Consider the following 16,757-nt stretch of genomic DNA (forward strand, 5'->3'; position numbering starts at 1 on the left):
AGGTGAGAAAGGGCGCAGCATAGTTAATCTCTATATAAATAAATGATTACACTGGCTAGTTTGAATAAAGGCAGTTTAAAACACTATTTTTATATTGAAAGTTAGTTACCAGAATGAAAATAACATTAAAATATGGTGTCTTATTTTAGTTAAACTCTGTTTTAATACGCAAATAAACTGCTTATAAATTTAAAGGCAGTGAAGGTCACTCTAAGCAGTGTTTTAATTAGTTTATTGTTTGGTAAGAGATAGCCATGTCTGTGATTAAGTTTCCTTTAAAGTATAGAAATGCCGCAGCAGATACTTTTGCGATGGTTGTGTTTAGCTTTGCCGCTGGCATGATGATTGAGATCTTTATTTCAGGTATGTCGTTTGAGCAGTCGTTAGCATCACGAACATTATCTATCCCTGTTAATATTGCGATTGCTTGGCCTTATGGCATGTTTAGAGATTACATGATCCGAACAGGTATGCGCTTTTCAACAAAACGTTGGATGAAGGGCTTCTCTGATATGGTGGCTTATGTGTTATTTCAATCACCGATCTATGCTTGCATATTATTAGTTGTAGGGGCGAACTTTGATCAAATTGTCACTGCTGTAACCAGTAATATCGTGGTTTCTGGTGCGTTGGGGATTGTTTATGGTCAGTTTTTAGAAATGTGTCGCCGCATGTTCCGTGTACCGAATGCGGTATGATTAAAAATACGCGATAGTATAAAAAACAGGGGCGTAAAGTTTAACTTTACGCCCCTGTTGCTTTGATAGCGATAGATACCAATTCATGGCTGTTTTAAAACAATTGTTAAATTATTTATAACCGCCCTGAATTTCAGGTTGCTGCTGCTTTAATACGACTTTGTTACGCGTAATTGCCGCTGCTGGTAAATTGATAAAGCCGTTGTCAGTCAGTGTCTGTTGCGCTTCTGGTGTCATTACGTAATTGACAAAGGCTGCTTGCTGCGGCGATAGAGAGCTATTTGTTGGCTCTAAATTCAGATACATGTAATAAACGTTAGCAAGTGGATAGCGGCCTGATAAAATTGTTTCATGATCTAGACCAAAACGCTCACCATTTTTATCAATAATATCAATACGTTTAATATCTTTATCTTGGCTTTGATATACGGTGTAACCAATGGCGTTTTCTTTTGATTCAATAGTATCGATTAAATCTTTACGGCTGTTTAACGATTTAGTTGCCGTTTTTTGGCCATCGTAGCAGGTGATCATCTTGGTGAAATTACGGTGTGCTGATAAATCACCATTGACTGAATAAGCGTGTACTTGTGCCAGTTCAGTATTGTTGGCAAGTACAGGACTTACTGTCTGCCATTGAATTGATTTTAATGATGATTGGCAGCCAAAAATATCAGCCAGTGCATTGATTGAAATAGACTTAATTGGATTATCTTCATTAACCAAAATGGCGATGGCATCGGATGTAAAGTACAGCTCGGTTGGTTTATAACCGTATTTATCTTTAAAAACGGCGACTTCGCTATCTAACCAACGACGAGAGCTAATACCAATTTTTACCCCATCTTCAATCATGACTTTTTGAATATCATTGCTTTGTTCGGTGAGTAAATGATTGTTCAACGTAGCTGTTGAAATTAGCTCGTTGACAACGGTATTGAGTTCATTTTCAACCGCAATGGTTTTACTGCTATCGGCATAAGCAGAAGAAGCAAACAGCGCCAGTGGTAACATGTAAGTTAAAGTTGATTTATTCACGAGTATTCCCTCACTGTGCTGTTGATGCATGTTGCGCTGATTGCTCAGAGCTGTAAATTGTCCATTTTTTTACAGGCTCCATTTGGTTGCTGGTTATAACAGCAATGGTGCGTCGCTCACGTTTCTTTAGGTGCTTGGTTAATTCGGTCACCTGCGTAAACTCTTGCTCTGAGATGCGCTCAGGTGCAATACCATTTTCAATCAATGCATCTTTAATCACACCTGTACGACGTTGCGCTAATGCTTTGTTGTATTCGTTTGTACCTTCAGGGCTAGTATCACCCACAAGGATGACCTTTGCCTGTGGCTTTTGCTTTAATAAATCAAAAAGTTGAGTGAAGGTTTCATTTTGATCTAAGCGAATATGGTCGTCATCAAAGTTAAAGTAAACTGTCTGGATGTCGTATTTTGGCTTCACTTCCCAAGGTGCACAGCCAGTAATATCAACTTGCGTACCAGCAGGCGTATCGGCACACATATCCCGTTGATTGATCACGCCATCTTTATCATGATCGCGAAGATCATCAATCTGATGGCGAGTGACTTGAGTATCAGGCATATCTGCACAGCCAGTTAAAAGCAAAGGCAATAAAATGAGAGAAAGTAGTGATTTTTTCATGATTATTGCTCCTTCGCCTGCCATTGTTCTGGGTATTCAACACGTAACGCATAGGTCAATTTACCCATAGCATTAAGAATGCGATATGCCGCTAAGGTGTGGTCATATTCGGTATTAATGTAGTTCTTGCGGGCAAGGAACACTTCTACTTTTGCATCAAGTACGTCAAGTAAGCTACGACGGCCTAAACGAAATTGTTCTTCATAACCCATTTCAGCGGCTTTTGCTGCATCAACGTTCTGTTTTAACAATTTCTTCTGTTGCTCTAACATGTTGTAGGCATTCCACGCTAGGGTTGTTCCTTCAACCACTTCACGTTCTGCACGCAAACGGATAGTACGTGCTTCTTCATGACGCCATGCAGAGGCTTCTGTATCAGCATTGGTTTTTCCGCCGTTATAGATGTCGTAATTCATGGTTAGCATGACACGGGCATCTTGATCCGGACCCAGTGTGTTCCCCACGTTGTCGTTGGCATTTGCGTGTACTTCTAGCTTAAATTCAGGGAAGTAATTGCCTTTTTCACGGCGAATTTCTTCACGTGCCGCTTGAATATCAGCCATGGCGGCTTGAATTTCAGGATGCTGCTTAATACCTTGTTTAATAGCAATTTCTTTGCTGCTAGGCAGCAGGGCAGTATCGACCACAGGATCGACTAAACCCGTTGCCGGTTTTCCAACTAAACGCATAAATTGGGCATCGAGATCGTAGAGGTTATTTTCGGCGGCAATGAGTGATGAGCGCGCCGTCGCAACACGTGCTGCGATTTGGGCCAAGTCAGAATTACTGCTTAAACCTTTTGAGTTTTTATCCAGAATATCTTGGTAAATCGCTTCATGTTCACGAACGTTACGTTGGGTTAATTCATGAATGGTTTTGGCTTTCAGTACTTCCATGTATAAACGTGTGGTATCTAATGAGATATCTTCTGCATCAGATAACAAGGTTAACCGCTCAGATTCTGCTTCATAGCTCAGACGATCAGTATTGGCTGAGGTTTTAAAGCCATCAAAGATTAACTGCGAGGCTTTGAAACCAATTTCAGTTCGGTTCATGCCGCGATCGTCTTTTGGGATTTTATTGCCACTGTTGTAACGGGTTTCTTCATAACCCGCAGCAGCGTATAGATTTACTTGTGGCAAGTAATCAGCCTGTGCGCCATCGACTTCACGAAGTACTGATTGAAAACGGGCATATTGCCCCGCAATTTGTGGGCTGTAATCAATGGCTGAGGCAACAGACTCTTCTAAAGAGAGCGCGTGCGCAGCACTTGATGAAAATAGCGCAGCTGCTATTAATGATGATAAACGCATTCCTTTTCCTTTATCTCTTATTCTGTATGCCGTTTTGTGTAAAACGGCATGACTAATTAGCTAAATGTTATGGCTCTCTTAATGCACTTGCTTTGGCGCGTAATAACGGCTTTAACCAGTAGCTCAAAACGGTTTTTTCTCCCGTTAAGATATCCACCATAGCTTGCATGCCAGGAATGGCTTGCAAACGTGTTTCGGGATCATCATGGAGCTGAATATGGGCGCGGTAATAAGCGGTACCGTCTTCTGTTTGTAGGGCATCAGCACTGACATATGTCACCGTGCCTTTACGTCCACCGTAAACCACAAAATCATAGGCTGTAAATTTAATGGTGGCTTCTAATCCTGTTTGTACAAAAGCAATATCTTGCGGCGAAATTCGTGCTTCAACGATTAACTTACTGTCATTAGGCACTAACTCCATGATGGGTTCACCGGGTTTTACAACACCGCCTAATGAGCGCACTAAAATATCTTTAATAGTGCCATCCATTGGGGCGGTGATTTCAGTTCGTTTTAACTGATCGGCTAACCCTTCTTGACTATCTTCTAATTGGGCAAATTGATTGGTCAATTCATTGAGTTGTGCTTGGACTGAGGTTCTAAATTCCAACGCAAGATTGCGGCGCATCACAATAGCTTCACGTAATGCTGCTGACGTTTTTTGTTGTGCAACTTTTGAACTGGCAATTTCGCCGCGTAATTTGACCTGATCGCGACGTGTTTGGATCAATTCTACTTCCGCAACAGCGCCTCGTTTTACCGCCCCTTCGAGCATTTTGGCTTCTTTATTGACTAAACGAAGACTGCTATAAAGTGTGGATGTATTACTTTTCGCATCACGTAACGCTTCAGTTTGCTGTTCAATCGTAAGCTGTGCTTCTTCAAGTTGTGACTCAATTTGTCCAATACGTTCGTTGTAATTGGCTTTAGCATTAAGCTGGGCACGCTTACTTAAATCATCAAAAGCGATAGCTTGATGGGAAATAGTGATTTGTTTTTTCCAATCTTTTTCCTTGGTATTGACTTTTACTGTGTCTAATTCGGCTTTCAGGCGTTTGATTTGCGCTTGTAAAGTACGGTAATGCTCATCAGATTCTTGGAAAGCGGTACGGAAACGGGTGTCATCTAAAATAATTAAAGGCTGACCTTTCTTTACCTGTTCGCCTGCTTTAACTAAGACTTGTTCAATAATACCGCCTTCTAAACTCTGAATTTTTTGAATGGCGAGGGTCGGTACAACTTTGCCATCACCCACGACCACTTCTTCCAATTTGGAATAAGCAGCCCAAGTGATAATAGAGATAACTAGTAGTGAACAAAGCCAAACGATTTTACGAGAACGATAGGCGTGTTTTTGATTTGCCCATTTTAAATTACTGCTCATTACCGCCTCCTTGAACAATACTGACGGATCGAACACGGCTAACTGGACGTTGTGGTTTTTGTTTAGCAAGAATGGTTTTTGCATCACCATCAGCCACTATTTGCCCACGCTCTAGCATAATAATGCGATCACATTGCGCCAAAATAGACTGGCGGTGAGAGCTAATTACCATGGTGATATCACGCGGTAATTGATGCAGGGCTTGACGAAAACGTTCTTCTGCTTGTTGATCTAAAGCGCTCGTTGGTTCATCCATCAGCAATAGGCTAGGTGAGCGATATAGTGCGCGAGCCAGTGCGACTGCTTGGCGTTGACCGCCTGATAAATTACGGCCATTTTCACCGACTTGGGTTTCTAATCCGTTGGCAAGGCGATCCATAAAGCTATTTAAGCCCGACGTGGTTATGGCATGACTTAGGCGCTTTTCATCGACGTCATCACTGCCAAATAGAATATTTTCATAAATAGTGCCGTAAATAAGAGCTGGCTGCTGTCCAACCCAACCGATGTTGTTACGAAGGGCGGCGGGCGGCCATAACTGGGCATCAATTCCTTCAAAATATAACTGTCCTGAACTCGGGCGGTATTGATAAGAAAGTAGGGCTAATAGGGTCGATTTACCAGAGCCTGCGGCGCCAATAATACCAACACGCTCACCTTGGCGGATCGCTAATTTTATATTACTGAGGGCATTGAATTGCTGCTCAGGATAGGCAAAGTTCGCATCATCTAACTGAACATTACCGTTAAACTCACCGCGATCCATGACCTGATGCTCATTACTTTCCTGCGGTAATGCCATCACTTGATCAAGTCCTGTAATAGCAGAGCGGCTTTGCTGATAGCGCAGCATTAACATCGATAACTGGTTGATTGAACTCGCGGCACGACCGCTCAGCATAACAATAGCAATCAAGCCACCCATGCTGAGCAAACCTTCTGAAATACGATAAACACCAATGATAATTAATCCAATGGTTACGATTTGCTGACTACTCATTACCGAATGAGACACCACATTGGTGTATTTTCGTGATTTGATATGCCAATCAGAGAGTGCAGAGACGGTTTGCTCCCAACGGCGTTGGATGATGCCTTCAGCATTGTTTTGTTTGATATCAGACAGATTATATAAACTATCTAATAATTGGGTTTGTTTCTGGGTCGATAAGCGAGCTGACTCATCCAATGTTTGACCAATTTTTCCTTTCATAATGGTGCTTAGGAGCAATAGCACCGCCATTACAGCGATAGGAACAAACATCATAGGTCCGCCAAGCCAACCAATTAATGCAAGGAAGAACAAGGTGAAAGGCAAATCAACCAAGGTAACTAAAGTGACTGACGTGAAAAACTCTCTCACACTGTCGAAATCTTGAATTTGACGCGCAAATGCAGCGGCTGATTGGGGGCGATGTTCAAGTTTCATCCCCAAGACTTTTTGCATTAAAATTGCCGATAGTTTGGTATCAATATGATGCCCAGCCATATCGGTGATAGCGCTTCGTGCTTCGCGTAATAACCAATCAAATATCAACGCAATTGATACCCCTGCTGCCAACACCCATAAGGTATTAAAGGCTTGGTTGGGTACCACGCGATCGTAGACGTTCATGGTAAATAACGGCACGACAAGAGCGAGTAGGTTGATAAAAATAGAGGCAATAAGCAGATCACGATACCAAGGTTTTACCTCTGAAATCGCTGCACGTAACCAATGTTTTTTAGGCTTAGGTTTAATATCATCCACGCGGGGGTCAGCAACTTGGATCAGCGAAACTTGCCAAACATCCCCGTTGAGCAGATGTGTTAGCTCATCGCTTGATTGCTGAGAGACAATGGGAGTTGGGGTATGATCATCATTAGTTTTAAACTGGACGGTTTTAAATTCACCATTAACGTATTCGCTAATAATGATTGGCTCGCCAGCATCAGTAATCCCTACGGCTGGTAAGCTCGCTGTGATTAGCTTTTTTTTCGGGTGTAAGCCAACGTCCAACTGAGCTTGGTTGGCTGCACGTTCAAACAGAGAATCGTCAAGTTTACCCTCTATTAAGGGTAAACCTGAGGTGACTTTTAGACGATGACAGCGAATGCTGTAATGCTGGCATAGCCACAATATAGCAGCTAGCCAGAGGTCATTATCTAACGGCGGACTTTTACTACTCATACCATCCCTAGCCAGTAATTAGATTATTATCATCTATCATTTTTTGAAGAAGCTCTGCATCCGTTGCAGAACTCGTATCTGCGCCATAAAGCGCATCTTTACTTACATTCTCTAACGTTATCTCTTGTGTAACATCTGTACCATTATCTTTAACATGTAATGTGACGGAACCGTTATTTTCAGTAATATCAATATAGTTATCGGCTGAAATACCATCAGTTAAATTTGATAAAATAGCGCTTAAGTCGATGTTGTCGCTATTAATTGTGGTATCGAAATCTAAAATAGTATCTTGTGCTGGTGCAGAGATTGAACCAAGATCATCAGATTTAAAGACGAAACTGTCATTACCGTTATCACCTGACATTATGTCGTTGCCTTTACCGCCGATGATCACATCATCATTGGCTGTACCTACTAGGGTATTATCACCCGATACTGCGACTTTGAAATCGATGGTTTGCGCTGTGCCCGTTGCAGTTTGGTTGCCGATGCTGGCACTTGGCTCAATAGATAAAGTGAAATCTTGTGCGCTGTTGCCTGTCATGGTGAGGCTGGCAATATCAGCAAGTTCGACTTCCCAACCACCATTATTTTCTTTTCCAGCAGAGAAAGTGTAATCACTTGGGAAGCCTGTGATCATAATGCTGCCTTTTTCATTAGGTGCTGGATTTTGCATCATGAGATCAAGATTTAAGGCGATCGCTGAATCTGTTTCAGCAATAATACTGTTGTATTGCGCCGTTAATTCAGGCTCATCAGGTAGCGCATCAATGGTTAATTTGATCTCTTCGGTAGCGATAACACCTTCATGAGTGTACTCAGTGCCTAATACGATATTGGTATCAACAGTATTGGCAGCTAATGTGATCGTCATGTCGCCATAAGCATCACCGGGATAAAGTGTGAATTCATCCAATGTATTGGCATTAACGACGACGGTAGCAAACCAATTATTTCCTTTTTGCCCAAAGGTAACTTCTTGTCCGCCAATAACGATTTTATCTAACCCTTGTAACTGAGCAGGATCATTCGCACTGATCGTTACTGTGAGTCGTAATGCTTCATCACTGTTTGTTTCATAGCTTTCTAGATTCACTGGAATAGTGAAACTATCACCTTCAGTTCCAGCAAGACTTTCTGGGACATCAAAGAACTGAACATCATCGCCAATAGGTTTAACGCCTACGACTAAATCAGTGGTCGAGATTTTAATATCATTGGTGCCAATTTCGTTGGTGATGGCTTCTAGTTTGAGCTTCATATCACCACTAAAATCTAGCGGTGGACGTATATAAACTCCGTCCATTTGGCTAGCACTGATACTCCATGATTGACCGCTGTTAGGTAACTGGACGAATGTATTTCCGCCATCAGGTGAATAGAACAGCACAGCCCCTTCAGGTAGCCCTGAAATACTCAGTGATAGTGTTTCTGAACCATCATCATCAAATAAAATTGCGTCTAGGCCTGTGATATTAATGTAGCTATCTTCGTCACCTAGAACTTCGATTTTATCGGGCATTTTTGCAAAATCAGTTACTGGTGCAACATTGATGACCACTGATGCCGTTTTGGTTTGGGTATCGGTTTGGGTTGGGCAATCAGCTTCATCAGTAATGTTGGCTGCAACATTAATGGTTAACTCACCGCTGAAGTTAAGTGGTGGTGTTAAGGTTAATTCACCTAAACGGGTTGGGTCTTTAATTGTCCATGTGTTATCGCCGTTGTCTTGTAAAATGGCGGGATCGCCGTTGAGTTCTGCCCCGGCAGGTAAAGTAATTTTCAACCAGTTAATGGTTTCTTTACCTGTGGCTGATTCACCTTCACCGCTGATGGTTTGCCCCGCGAAAATATTATCACCTAAGATTAATTCTAAGTTGATAGCAGATTCGGTATCTTCCTGAATCGTGGTTTGTCCTGCATTGACAATGATATCATCGACAACAGGGATAACTTCAATCTTAATATTCTGCGTTGTTTGGGACGATTGACCGTTACAGGTGGACGTTTGAGTGATCTCAATAGGAATATTAATACAGCCAGCCCAATCTTCATCGAGTCCAACAAAGACCATATTTTCTAAGCCGCTTGGTGTAATGGTATAGCCAAGAATTTCACCAACAGCGTTGTATTCAGGAATAACACCATCGCCTTCAATTTCAACACCTAGAGGTAGATCTTTGATATCAATGAAAAACGATATTTCTATTTCAGGGTTGTCGTCAATGTTGCCATCCAGCAACCCTGATAAATCAATATCTTCACCTTCTTTGGCAATAATGGCATCGTCACCTTGAATGCTATCTGGATCGTCAATTGGAAGACAAGAACCACCGCCGCTGTGACCTGTAATTTGGACTTGAAGAGGAGCTTCAATATAGCGTGAATGTTCGTCATCAATAACGTGGGCTACAACACGTAGATCGATAATGTCAGTATCAAAGCTAGAGCTAATGGTTGCACCTGCCAAGATATCTTTCATCGATTCTTTTACTGTGTCACTGGTTAATCCCGTTGCGGGAATAATCCAGTTACCACTGCCGTCAATGGACGCACCATTTGGGTGTTCAACGATTAAGTTAATACTATTTGGTACGACGATGATGATGTAATCAAGGTACTCTGAGCCATCGAGATCTTCATCAAAAAAGTGAACCGCGTTGGTTAAATCGATAGGGCTTCCATCGGTACTGGTGAGCACTTCTGATGTTGATTCTAAACGGGTATCGCCTTCAACAATACCATTCACATCAAGTTGAATGGTTGCATTAATGTCTTTTGTCGCCGTTTGTCCTGTAGGTGAGGTGTCAGTGACTTCATAGCTAATTGAAATATTGAATAAACCACTTAAATCTTCATCAGCAAGCACAGTAACACGACCGCTGTTAATGAAGTCAGTCCACGATTCGCCACTGGTTTTGTAGCCAGCAAGATCTAATCCACCAGTAGGTACAGATACGGCAATACCATCAATAAAGAGTGTTAAGCCTGAAGGTAATCCAGTGATCTTATAACCGGTTAAACTTTCACTGTGATCGATATCTTGATTAATCATGGGCTCACTTAAGAAGCTTGCTGATTTATCCTCAAGCGTTGTTGTTTCAAGGATAGCGCCATCTTTTTCATCAACGACAGGAAGCACATCAATTTCTACTTGGTAATTGAATTCGCCGCTGTCACCATCAGGCTCAGTTGAAATCACGTTAACATCAAAATTAAGTTGCCCACTGAAGTCTTTCGGTGTTTTTAAGAAGGTGGTTTTAAGCTGATCGTTGCTGATCTGGTAGATCACGCCATTCGATGCATTTTCACCTACGATTTCTAGTGTGATCGGATCACCGTTACTATCAACAAACATTACCCCGTCAGGAAGGTTGGTGATCATAATAGTGATCTGTTCCGATTTATCATCATCACTGGTGGTGATCATGAAATCTAAAGGCAATGGACTATCTTCGTTAAAGCCGGATGTACCTTTGATTGTGCCTTTAAAGCCCGTGGAATTTCCAGTGCTTGGGCTTTCTGTAACGTACTCCCAATGACCATTACCGCCATCTACAACATCAGGGCGATCAATCACACCTTTTAAATCAATAGTAATGGTTTTGGTATCACTAACCGCAGTGATATTAATGGGATCAAGTCCATCAACGGAGGTTTCGGTCGATACCGCCGTGACTTCAATGGTCAGCGTTTCTGTCCATGAGCTGATATCTTCTTTTGGATAAAGTAGGGCTGTACCGTTTTCAATACCTTCAGCGCTGACAATATAAATACCTGATCCTACTGGTTGCTCAATAGCACCACCGCCTTGAATAGACCAACCATCTTGCACTTTGATTTGATAGCTTAAACTTTCAGAACCATCGGTATCGGTAAGCTTACCGACTAATACTTGGCTTAAGTTAATCGGTTGATCTTCAATACCTTTAATGTTTTTCACCGATAGGGTCGGTGTATCAGCGTCTGGCTTGATGTTAATAATAACTTGGTGTGGTGTTTCTTCGTTTTGATGCTCATTTTTATCAATGAACTGATTACCTTTTTCGGTCGCTATAGCGGTTACGGTAAATTCAAATTTACCTGCAAGGTTTTTATCTGAAACGATAGTGATTTTATTCAGTTGATTTTGATTTAATACATCACCGTCTTTAACGACATTGCCATTGAGTTTTAATGTAATGCCATCTGGAATACCTGAAATTCGATATGTTAATTTTTCGGAATCATCGGTATCGGTAAGATTGGCAGCAAGGTCTAGTTTAATGCTGCCGTTATCATCTTCAACGCCTGTGTATTCAGTTTCAGGGGCGTCCCATACAGGCGCATCAGCATTTGGATATACTTTTATAGGTAACTTCTTATCTAAGGATGTAATGCCAGAATCTTTTGAAATGGTTGCTGTGACTTCAAGGTTCACCATACGTTGCTGATTAATTGCAACATCAGGGGCTGGTTGATAGGTGAGTTCACCGTTAGGAGAGTAGAAATTACCGTTTTTAATAAAATCGGTAATCGTGATGACGCCGCCGACTGCCGTGAGTAACGTGCCATTCAAATAAAGTTGTCCACCTGCCAATGAGCTTTCACTAATAGTGATACTGGTAAGGGTTTCATTTTGGTCATTATCGCCTGGGAAGACTTTGATTGTTAACGGGGCTGTCAACGTGTCTTCCAATACTTCCATCAGTTCAACGTTGATATGACCTGGGTTATCACCCAATGCCATTGTTGCGGTTCGATTCGCGGTATCACCATCGCCATCTTTAACTGTATATTTTAGTGTATCGAGGATCCGTCCACTAAATTCAGACGTTGAGACAGTTGTTATTTCAACCGTACCGTCAGCATTAACGACCATGGTACCGTACTTTTTCGACGGCGAGATCGTAGTATTGATTAAATCAATCGGATTACCATCAATAGAGTAAGTTGTTCCGTTGTAAATGAAGCTAACAATTTCACCGCCGTCAGCCCCAGTGATCTCATCGGTTAATAGTTGTAAGGTTTGGCTTTGTCCTTCAACTAAAGACAATGTACTGGCAGTACCGGCTTTTGGAACATCATCTAAGACATTCACATCAAAGATAGTGGCAGGCGAGGTGTCGCCATCGCTGTCAGTCAGAATGGCACCAAACTCAAGGTTAAGCGTATCTTGTGATGTGGCATCTGGATGATCAATAGAGGCAAAGAGATCAAACTCCACCGTACCATCAAGGTTAACTTTAATTTGGAATATTTCTTTACCCGCGGCTGTTGCGATATACCAACCATCAGCATTAGGTGCGCCAAGCGTGATGTTATCGCCTGCGCTGGTGTAGTTTTTACCATTAAATAAGGCGGTGTCTAAGGTCACGGATACCACACTATCACTGCCTGTATTAAAGCTCAGTGTTGGTGTTGCTACATCAGAGGCATCACTGTCTACACCATCATCTAATAAATCATTTTCTTGGACATTTAAGCTGCCATTAACGATGATTTCTGGCTTCAAACCATCCCAAATTGTGACCGTTACGTTGGATGTTCCAACACTGCCATCACTATCAGTAGCTTGAACGGGAAGGGTGATATCAAGCTTGGTATCTTTACCATTGAGGTGATCGATAAAGTCATTCAGCACAATGGTAATGGTTGCATCTGCACTGCCACCTGCAGCAATAGTGCCAATGTCGGAAAGGTTGATGGAAAAGATCACCGTACCGTTAGCTAAAACCGCATCATAGGTATTGTTACCATCAAACTGCCACGTCAGTGCTTCACCGTTATGAGTGATCGCATCACCATCACTGGTTTGAACTGCGCCTGTTAGAGCCAGTTGTAAATCAACAATCGGATCTTGCCCTGCGGTAACAGAAATTGTTGAGCTTGCTGTTTCTGTCGTGCCTGCTGGTGGCGCATCGGGTGCTACAGCAATTGGGTTTTCGGTAATTTCTAATGTGGTATTAGTAATGACTGGCGTGTCACCATCGGCAATCGTTACAGTGATATTGGCTTGGTTAACGTCGCCATCGTTATCGCGAATAAAGACTGGAATGGTAATGGTTTCAATGCCATTTGGATCTGTTTGGTCGATAGATTTATACAGGTTGAAAGTGTACTCAACCGTCGAGTTACCTTCAGCATCAGGTTTTTGTGTAATGGCAATATCAAAAACTTTTTCACCATTGACCGATGCTTCAATCATTTGACCTGTACCAGTAACGGTGTAAGTAATGATATCGCCGCCGCTGGTTAATCCTGATGGTAGCTGTGTTTGATCAAAAAATAATGGGCTGAGAGGTGAAAGGCCATTTAAGCCATCACTGCCAACAACAACATCGATAGTGCCTGTTTTGGATATCGGTTGGCTTGAAGAAAGGCTAGCTTCATCAAAGTCGAGTGCTTGGTTGACGATTAATTCAGGATCTGCACCATCTTCTATATACCAATCAAATTGTCCTGTTGGGGTTTTTGTACCATCCAAATCGGTGGCATCAATCAGTAGTGGTAATTTGATCACATCACTGGCATTGGTGTGATTTAACGGACGATGTTGAGCCAAGGTTACTGTACCTGTTACATCATCACTATTGGCAGCACCAGTTAGGGTTAAAGTAAAGATGGTTTCTCCACCAGATGTCGCAGTAATGGTTTTTCCATCATTACTTAATGTGTATTCAAGGTATTTAACGGAAGTACCTGACGTTAGATTTAAAGCACTTAAAGTAGCAATAGTTTGGGCGTTAAAAGTGATGCTATTAGGATCGGGGTTATCTGATCCTGCTTTAATGGTAAAGTCACCTGTAAAGGTATCTGTAGGATTAGAAATCAGTCCTTCAACGTTACTATCATTGTTATTGATGATGGTATTTGCTTCGCCATCTTTAATTGTGATGGTGAGATCCGCACTTCCGTTGTCATTATCTTTATCGCCAGCGATATAGTTAACTACGAGGTCAATATCACCCGCACTATGGTCGAGATTACGATTGGCGTTAAAAATCCAATGACCATTTTCTTTCATGGTCAGTTGACCTTCAGGAAGATCAAACGTTACAGAAGAACCTGTTAGATCTTTGGTTTCACCGTTAATCGTGACACGAACAACAGAGAGGGGGGAATCAAGATCACTATCATTGTTGAGCACATTGCCAGAGGTAATATTGCCTTCAATCACATTGCTATAGTCATCAATAATCGTAGGTTCTGAATCTCGGATATAAATTAACGCGGGCGCAACAACCGTTTCTGTTGTGCCATCGCTATCGGTTTGGACACCATCAATCAAGATCGCTGATTGAGTGCTATTGAAACCAAATTTAGTATCAATAGGTTCAAATAACGTAATTTTAATGTCTTGAGAGACGGTTTGAATCGTTGCCGTTAAAACGGTGACGCCGTTGCTTACCGCAGTGAGTGTGAGCCCATCCGGTGAGATGGTAACCGTAATCGGGTTACCGTTAGAGGTTAACTTTTCTAGTAATGCTTGATTGGCATTAAAAGTAAACTCAGCAAACTCGATATTGATAGAAGCCGTTGCAGTTTCTGAACCTTGATAATCTAATGTCGTCTCATAAAAAACTGAAGAATCAGGATGTCTTAATGTCGGCATATCATCAGTCGCAGTATTACCTGCTATATCGGTAACGGTTGCTGACATTTCCCATGTTTTTTGTACATTGAGTTGGCTAAGATCGAAATCTTCAATACGCCAATTTCCCGCACTATCTACAGTGGTGGTTAAGATAACGGTTTCAGTGCCATCACTGAAAGTGACTTCGATCTTATCACCCGCCTCAGTGCCCGTTGTTGTACCTTCTAAAAACTCGACATAACCAAGCTTGAGTGCGGTGATATTCAATCCGCCCAAATCGTAATTGCTGGTATCAATATCGATAGTTGGTGGCGTGGTATCTTTAATGATTGTATTGCTCGATACCGCTGGGTTACCTGCGATATCCATGGTTTCTGCGGTGATAGTGATTTCGCCATCATTAAAATTACTTAGATCGACATTAGCAATATTCCAGCTGCTATTGGTTACAGTGGTGGTAAACGTTAAATTATTACTGCCTTGTCCTGAAACGGTAATGGTAACGGTTTGACCATTTTCTACGTGATTAACACTACCAAAAAGGTGGGTATTTTTTACTGTTACGTTATTGAGATAATCATTAGCAACGCCATCGTTATCGCTATCAAAGGCTGCGGTGATATCTGCAAGGGTATCTTTGATAATAGTGCTGGTGGCAGAGGCTGGATTACCTGCAATATCGACCGTGTCTGCAACTACTGTGAGTTCACCTTCGGCGAGGGAAGATAGATCTGTATCGTTAATGTTCCAAGTACCATCAGTGTTAGTTGTTTCAAAGGTGATGGTTTTACCTTGGCTATCGGTGACGGTAATCGTAACGGGTTGGTTATTTTCTACAAAGGTGATATCGCCTAATAAATCACTAACAACGATTTCAAATTGGTTGAGATAATTATCACCCTTGCCATCAAATTCAGCGGTAACTTCAGCTAAGGTGTCTTTGATGGTGTTATCTGTGGCGTCAACAAAATTGCCATAGTAATCAGTGACAGAAGCATAAACATCAAGTGGACCTTCAGCGAGTTCACTTAAGTCTTGATCGTTAATAAACCATTTTTGATCTTTAACGACCGCATTTGTTGTGAACACTTTGCCATTAATATCCGTGATAGTCACAACCACAATACGGCCATTTTCAACATCAATAGCGTCACCAAAGAGATCGACCGTCGGCACTTCAAAGCGGTTCTCATAACCATCACCACCGTCAACAATTGTGACTGTTAAAGCGGCAGAGTTACGAAGTGACAAAATGGTATCGCCAATTTCATCTCGTTCGTTTCTCTCTTGGGAAGTTGTTGGACGGGTAGTAAATCCCGCTTCAGGCAAGGTTTCAGCAAGCGTAGGTTTAATACGGGTAATAAAAGAAATACCATCACTTGAACTGATATTAGATTCTGAGGCGTTTTGTGTGTGACGAGGTGCCGTATCAGATTGCGTCAAGTTAACAACATCGTCTTCATTATTTTGAGTTTTTATGATGTCGTTAACTTGTGCTTGCTCTGCAATGAAAGGTACTGAATTATCAATGATCTCCGATGGCGGAACTTGTACCCATTCACCTTCCGTTGTTATTTTCCAGATAACGTTTTCAACAACTACATACATTACTGGCTTCATCCTTGGCCCCTGCGTTTTATTATTTATTGTGGAAAAGTGTGTCGAGTGTTTGTTTCATCCAATGCACAATCTCGCCACGTTAATCAATATTAGAGAGCAAAAGGATTGAAAAACATTATTTTTACAAAACCTACGGTGCAGACATTATTTTTTGTGATGCTGGTTACATATTTGTTAATAGAGATGGGTGCGTTGTGACCAATAAAATTTATTAATAATCAGTGGGGTTTAGATATTTATATCTATAGGAGCTAAAAGATATATTGCAAAAGTTGCGTACTACTATTGGGTGAATAGTAGTACGCAAGATGAGCTAGTATCAAAGTCTTAAAT

General features: G+C 41.7%; 7 protein-coding genes. 1 reads left to right on the top strand and 6 read right to left on the bottom strand.

Annotated features, from left to right (window positions below; translation table 11 throughout):
- Positions 1–254: 254 nt before the first annotated feature.
- Complete coding sequence (locus tag C9J38_RS02005; protein WP_107205639.1) at positions 255–698, top strand: L-alanine exporter AlaE; 444 nt, start codon at positions 255–257, stop codon at positions 696–698.
- Between the two features lie 111 nt (positions 699–809).
- On the opposite strand, the gene C9J38_RS02010 is transcribed toward C9J38_RS02005, so the two are convergent.
- The 6 genes from C9J38_RS02010 to C9J38_RS02035 all read right to left on the bottom strand — a co-directional run bounded on the left by C9J38_RS02010 (position 810) and on the right by C9J38_RS02035 (position 16,424).
- Positions 810–1,736, bottom strand: a complete 927-nt coding sequence (locus C9J38_RS02010) for a PstS family phosphate ABC transporter substrate-binding protein (protein ID WP_107205640.1) — start codon at positions 1,734–1,736, stop codon at positions 810–812.
- Between the two features lie 10 nt (positions 1,737–1,746).
- Positions 1,747–2,355, bottom strand: coding sequence for an OmpA family protein (locus C9J38_RS02015; RefSeq protein ID WP_107205641.1), 609 nt, complete (start codon positions 2,353–2,355; stop codon positions 1,747–1,749).
- A gap of 2 nt (positions 2,356–2,357) precedes the next feature.
- On the bottom strand, positions 2,358–3,668 hold the full coding sequence (locus C9J38_RS02020; protein WP_107205642.1) for a TolC family outer membrane protein: 1,311 nt from the start codon (positions 3,666–3,668) through the stop codon (positions 2,358–2,360).
- A 67-nt stretch (positions 3,669–3,735) separates the two neighbouring features.
- Positions 3,736–5,055, bottom strand: a complete 1,320-nt coding sequence (locus C9J38_RS02025) for an HlyD family type I secretion periplasmic adaptor subunit (RefSeq protein ID WP_107205643.1) — start codon at positions 5,053–5,055, stop codon at positions 3,736–3,738.
- Positions 5,045–7,225, bottom strand: a complete 2,181-nt coding sequence (locus C9J38_RS02030; protein ID WP_107205644.1) for a type I secretion system permease/ATPase — start codon at positions 7,223–7,225, stop codon at positions 5,045–5,047. Before C9J38_RS02030 ends, C9J38_RS02025 begins: the two co-directional genes overlap by 11 nt.
- Before the next feature lie 7 nt (positions 7,226–7,232).
- Positions 7,233–16,424, bottom strand: coding sequence for a type I secretion C-terminal target domain-containing protein (locus C9J38_RS02035; RefSeq protein ID WP_233218457.1), 9,192 nt, complete (start codon positions 16,422–16,424; stop codon positions 7,233–7,235).
- Positions 16,425–16,757 lie beyond the last annotated feature (333 nt).

This window comes from Photobacterium sp. GB-210 (assembly GCF_003026075.1).
Lineage (GTDB): Bacteria > Pseudomonadota > Gammaproteobacteria > Enterobacterales > Vibrionaceae > Photobacterium.

Coding starts and splice junctions, on each gene's coding strand:
- C9J38_RS02005 (WP_107205639.1), top strand. CDS start 255: ATGTCTGTGATTAAGTTTCCTTTAAAGTATAGAAATGCCGCAGCAGAT.
- C9J38_RS02015 (WP_107205641.1), bottom strand. CDS start 2,355: ATGAAAAAATCACTACTTTCTCTCATTTTATTGCCTTTGCTTTTAACT.
- C9J38_RS02020 (WP_107205642.1), bottom strand. CDS start 3,668: ATGCGTTTATCATCATTAATAGCAGCTGCGCTATTTTCATCAAGTGCT.
- C9J38_RS02025 (WP_107205643.1), bottom strand. CDS start 5,055: ATGAGCAGTAATTTAAAATGGGCAAATCAAAAACACGCCTATCGTTCT.
- C9J38_RS02030 (WP_107205644.1), bottom strand. CDS start 7,225: ATGAGTAGTAAAAGTCCGCCGTTAGATAATGACCTCTGGCTAGCTGCT.
- C9J38_RS02035 (WP_233218457.1), bottom strand. CDS start 16,424: ATGAAGCCAGTAATGTATGTAGTTGTTGAAAACGTTATCTGGAAAATA.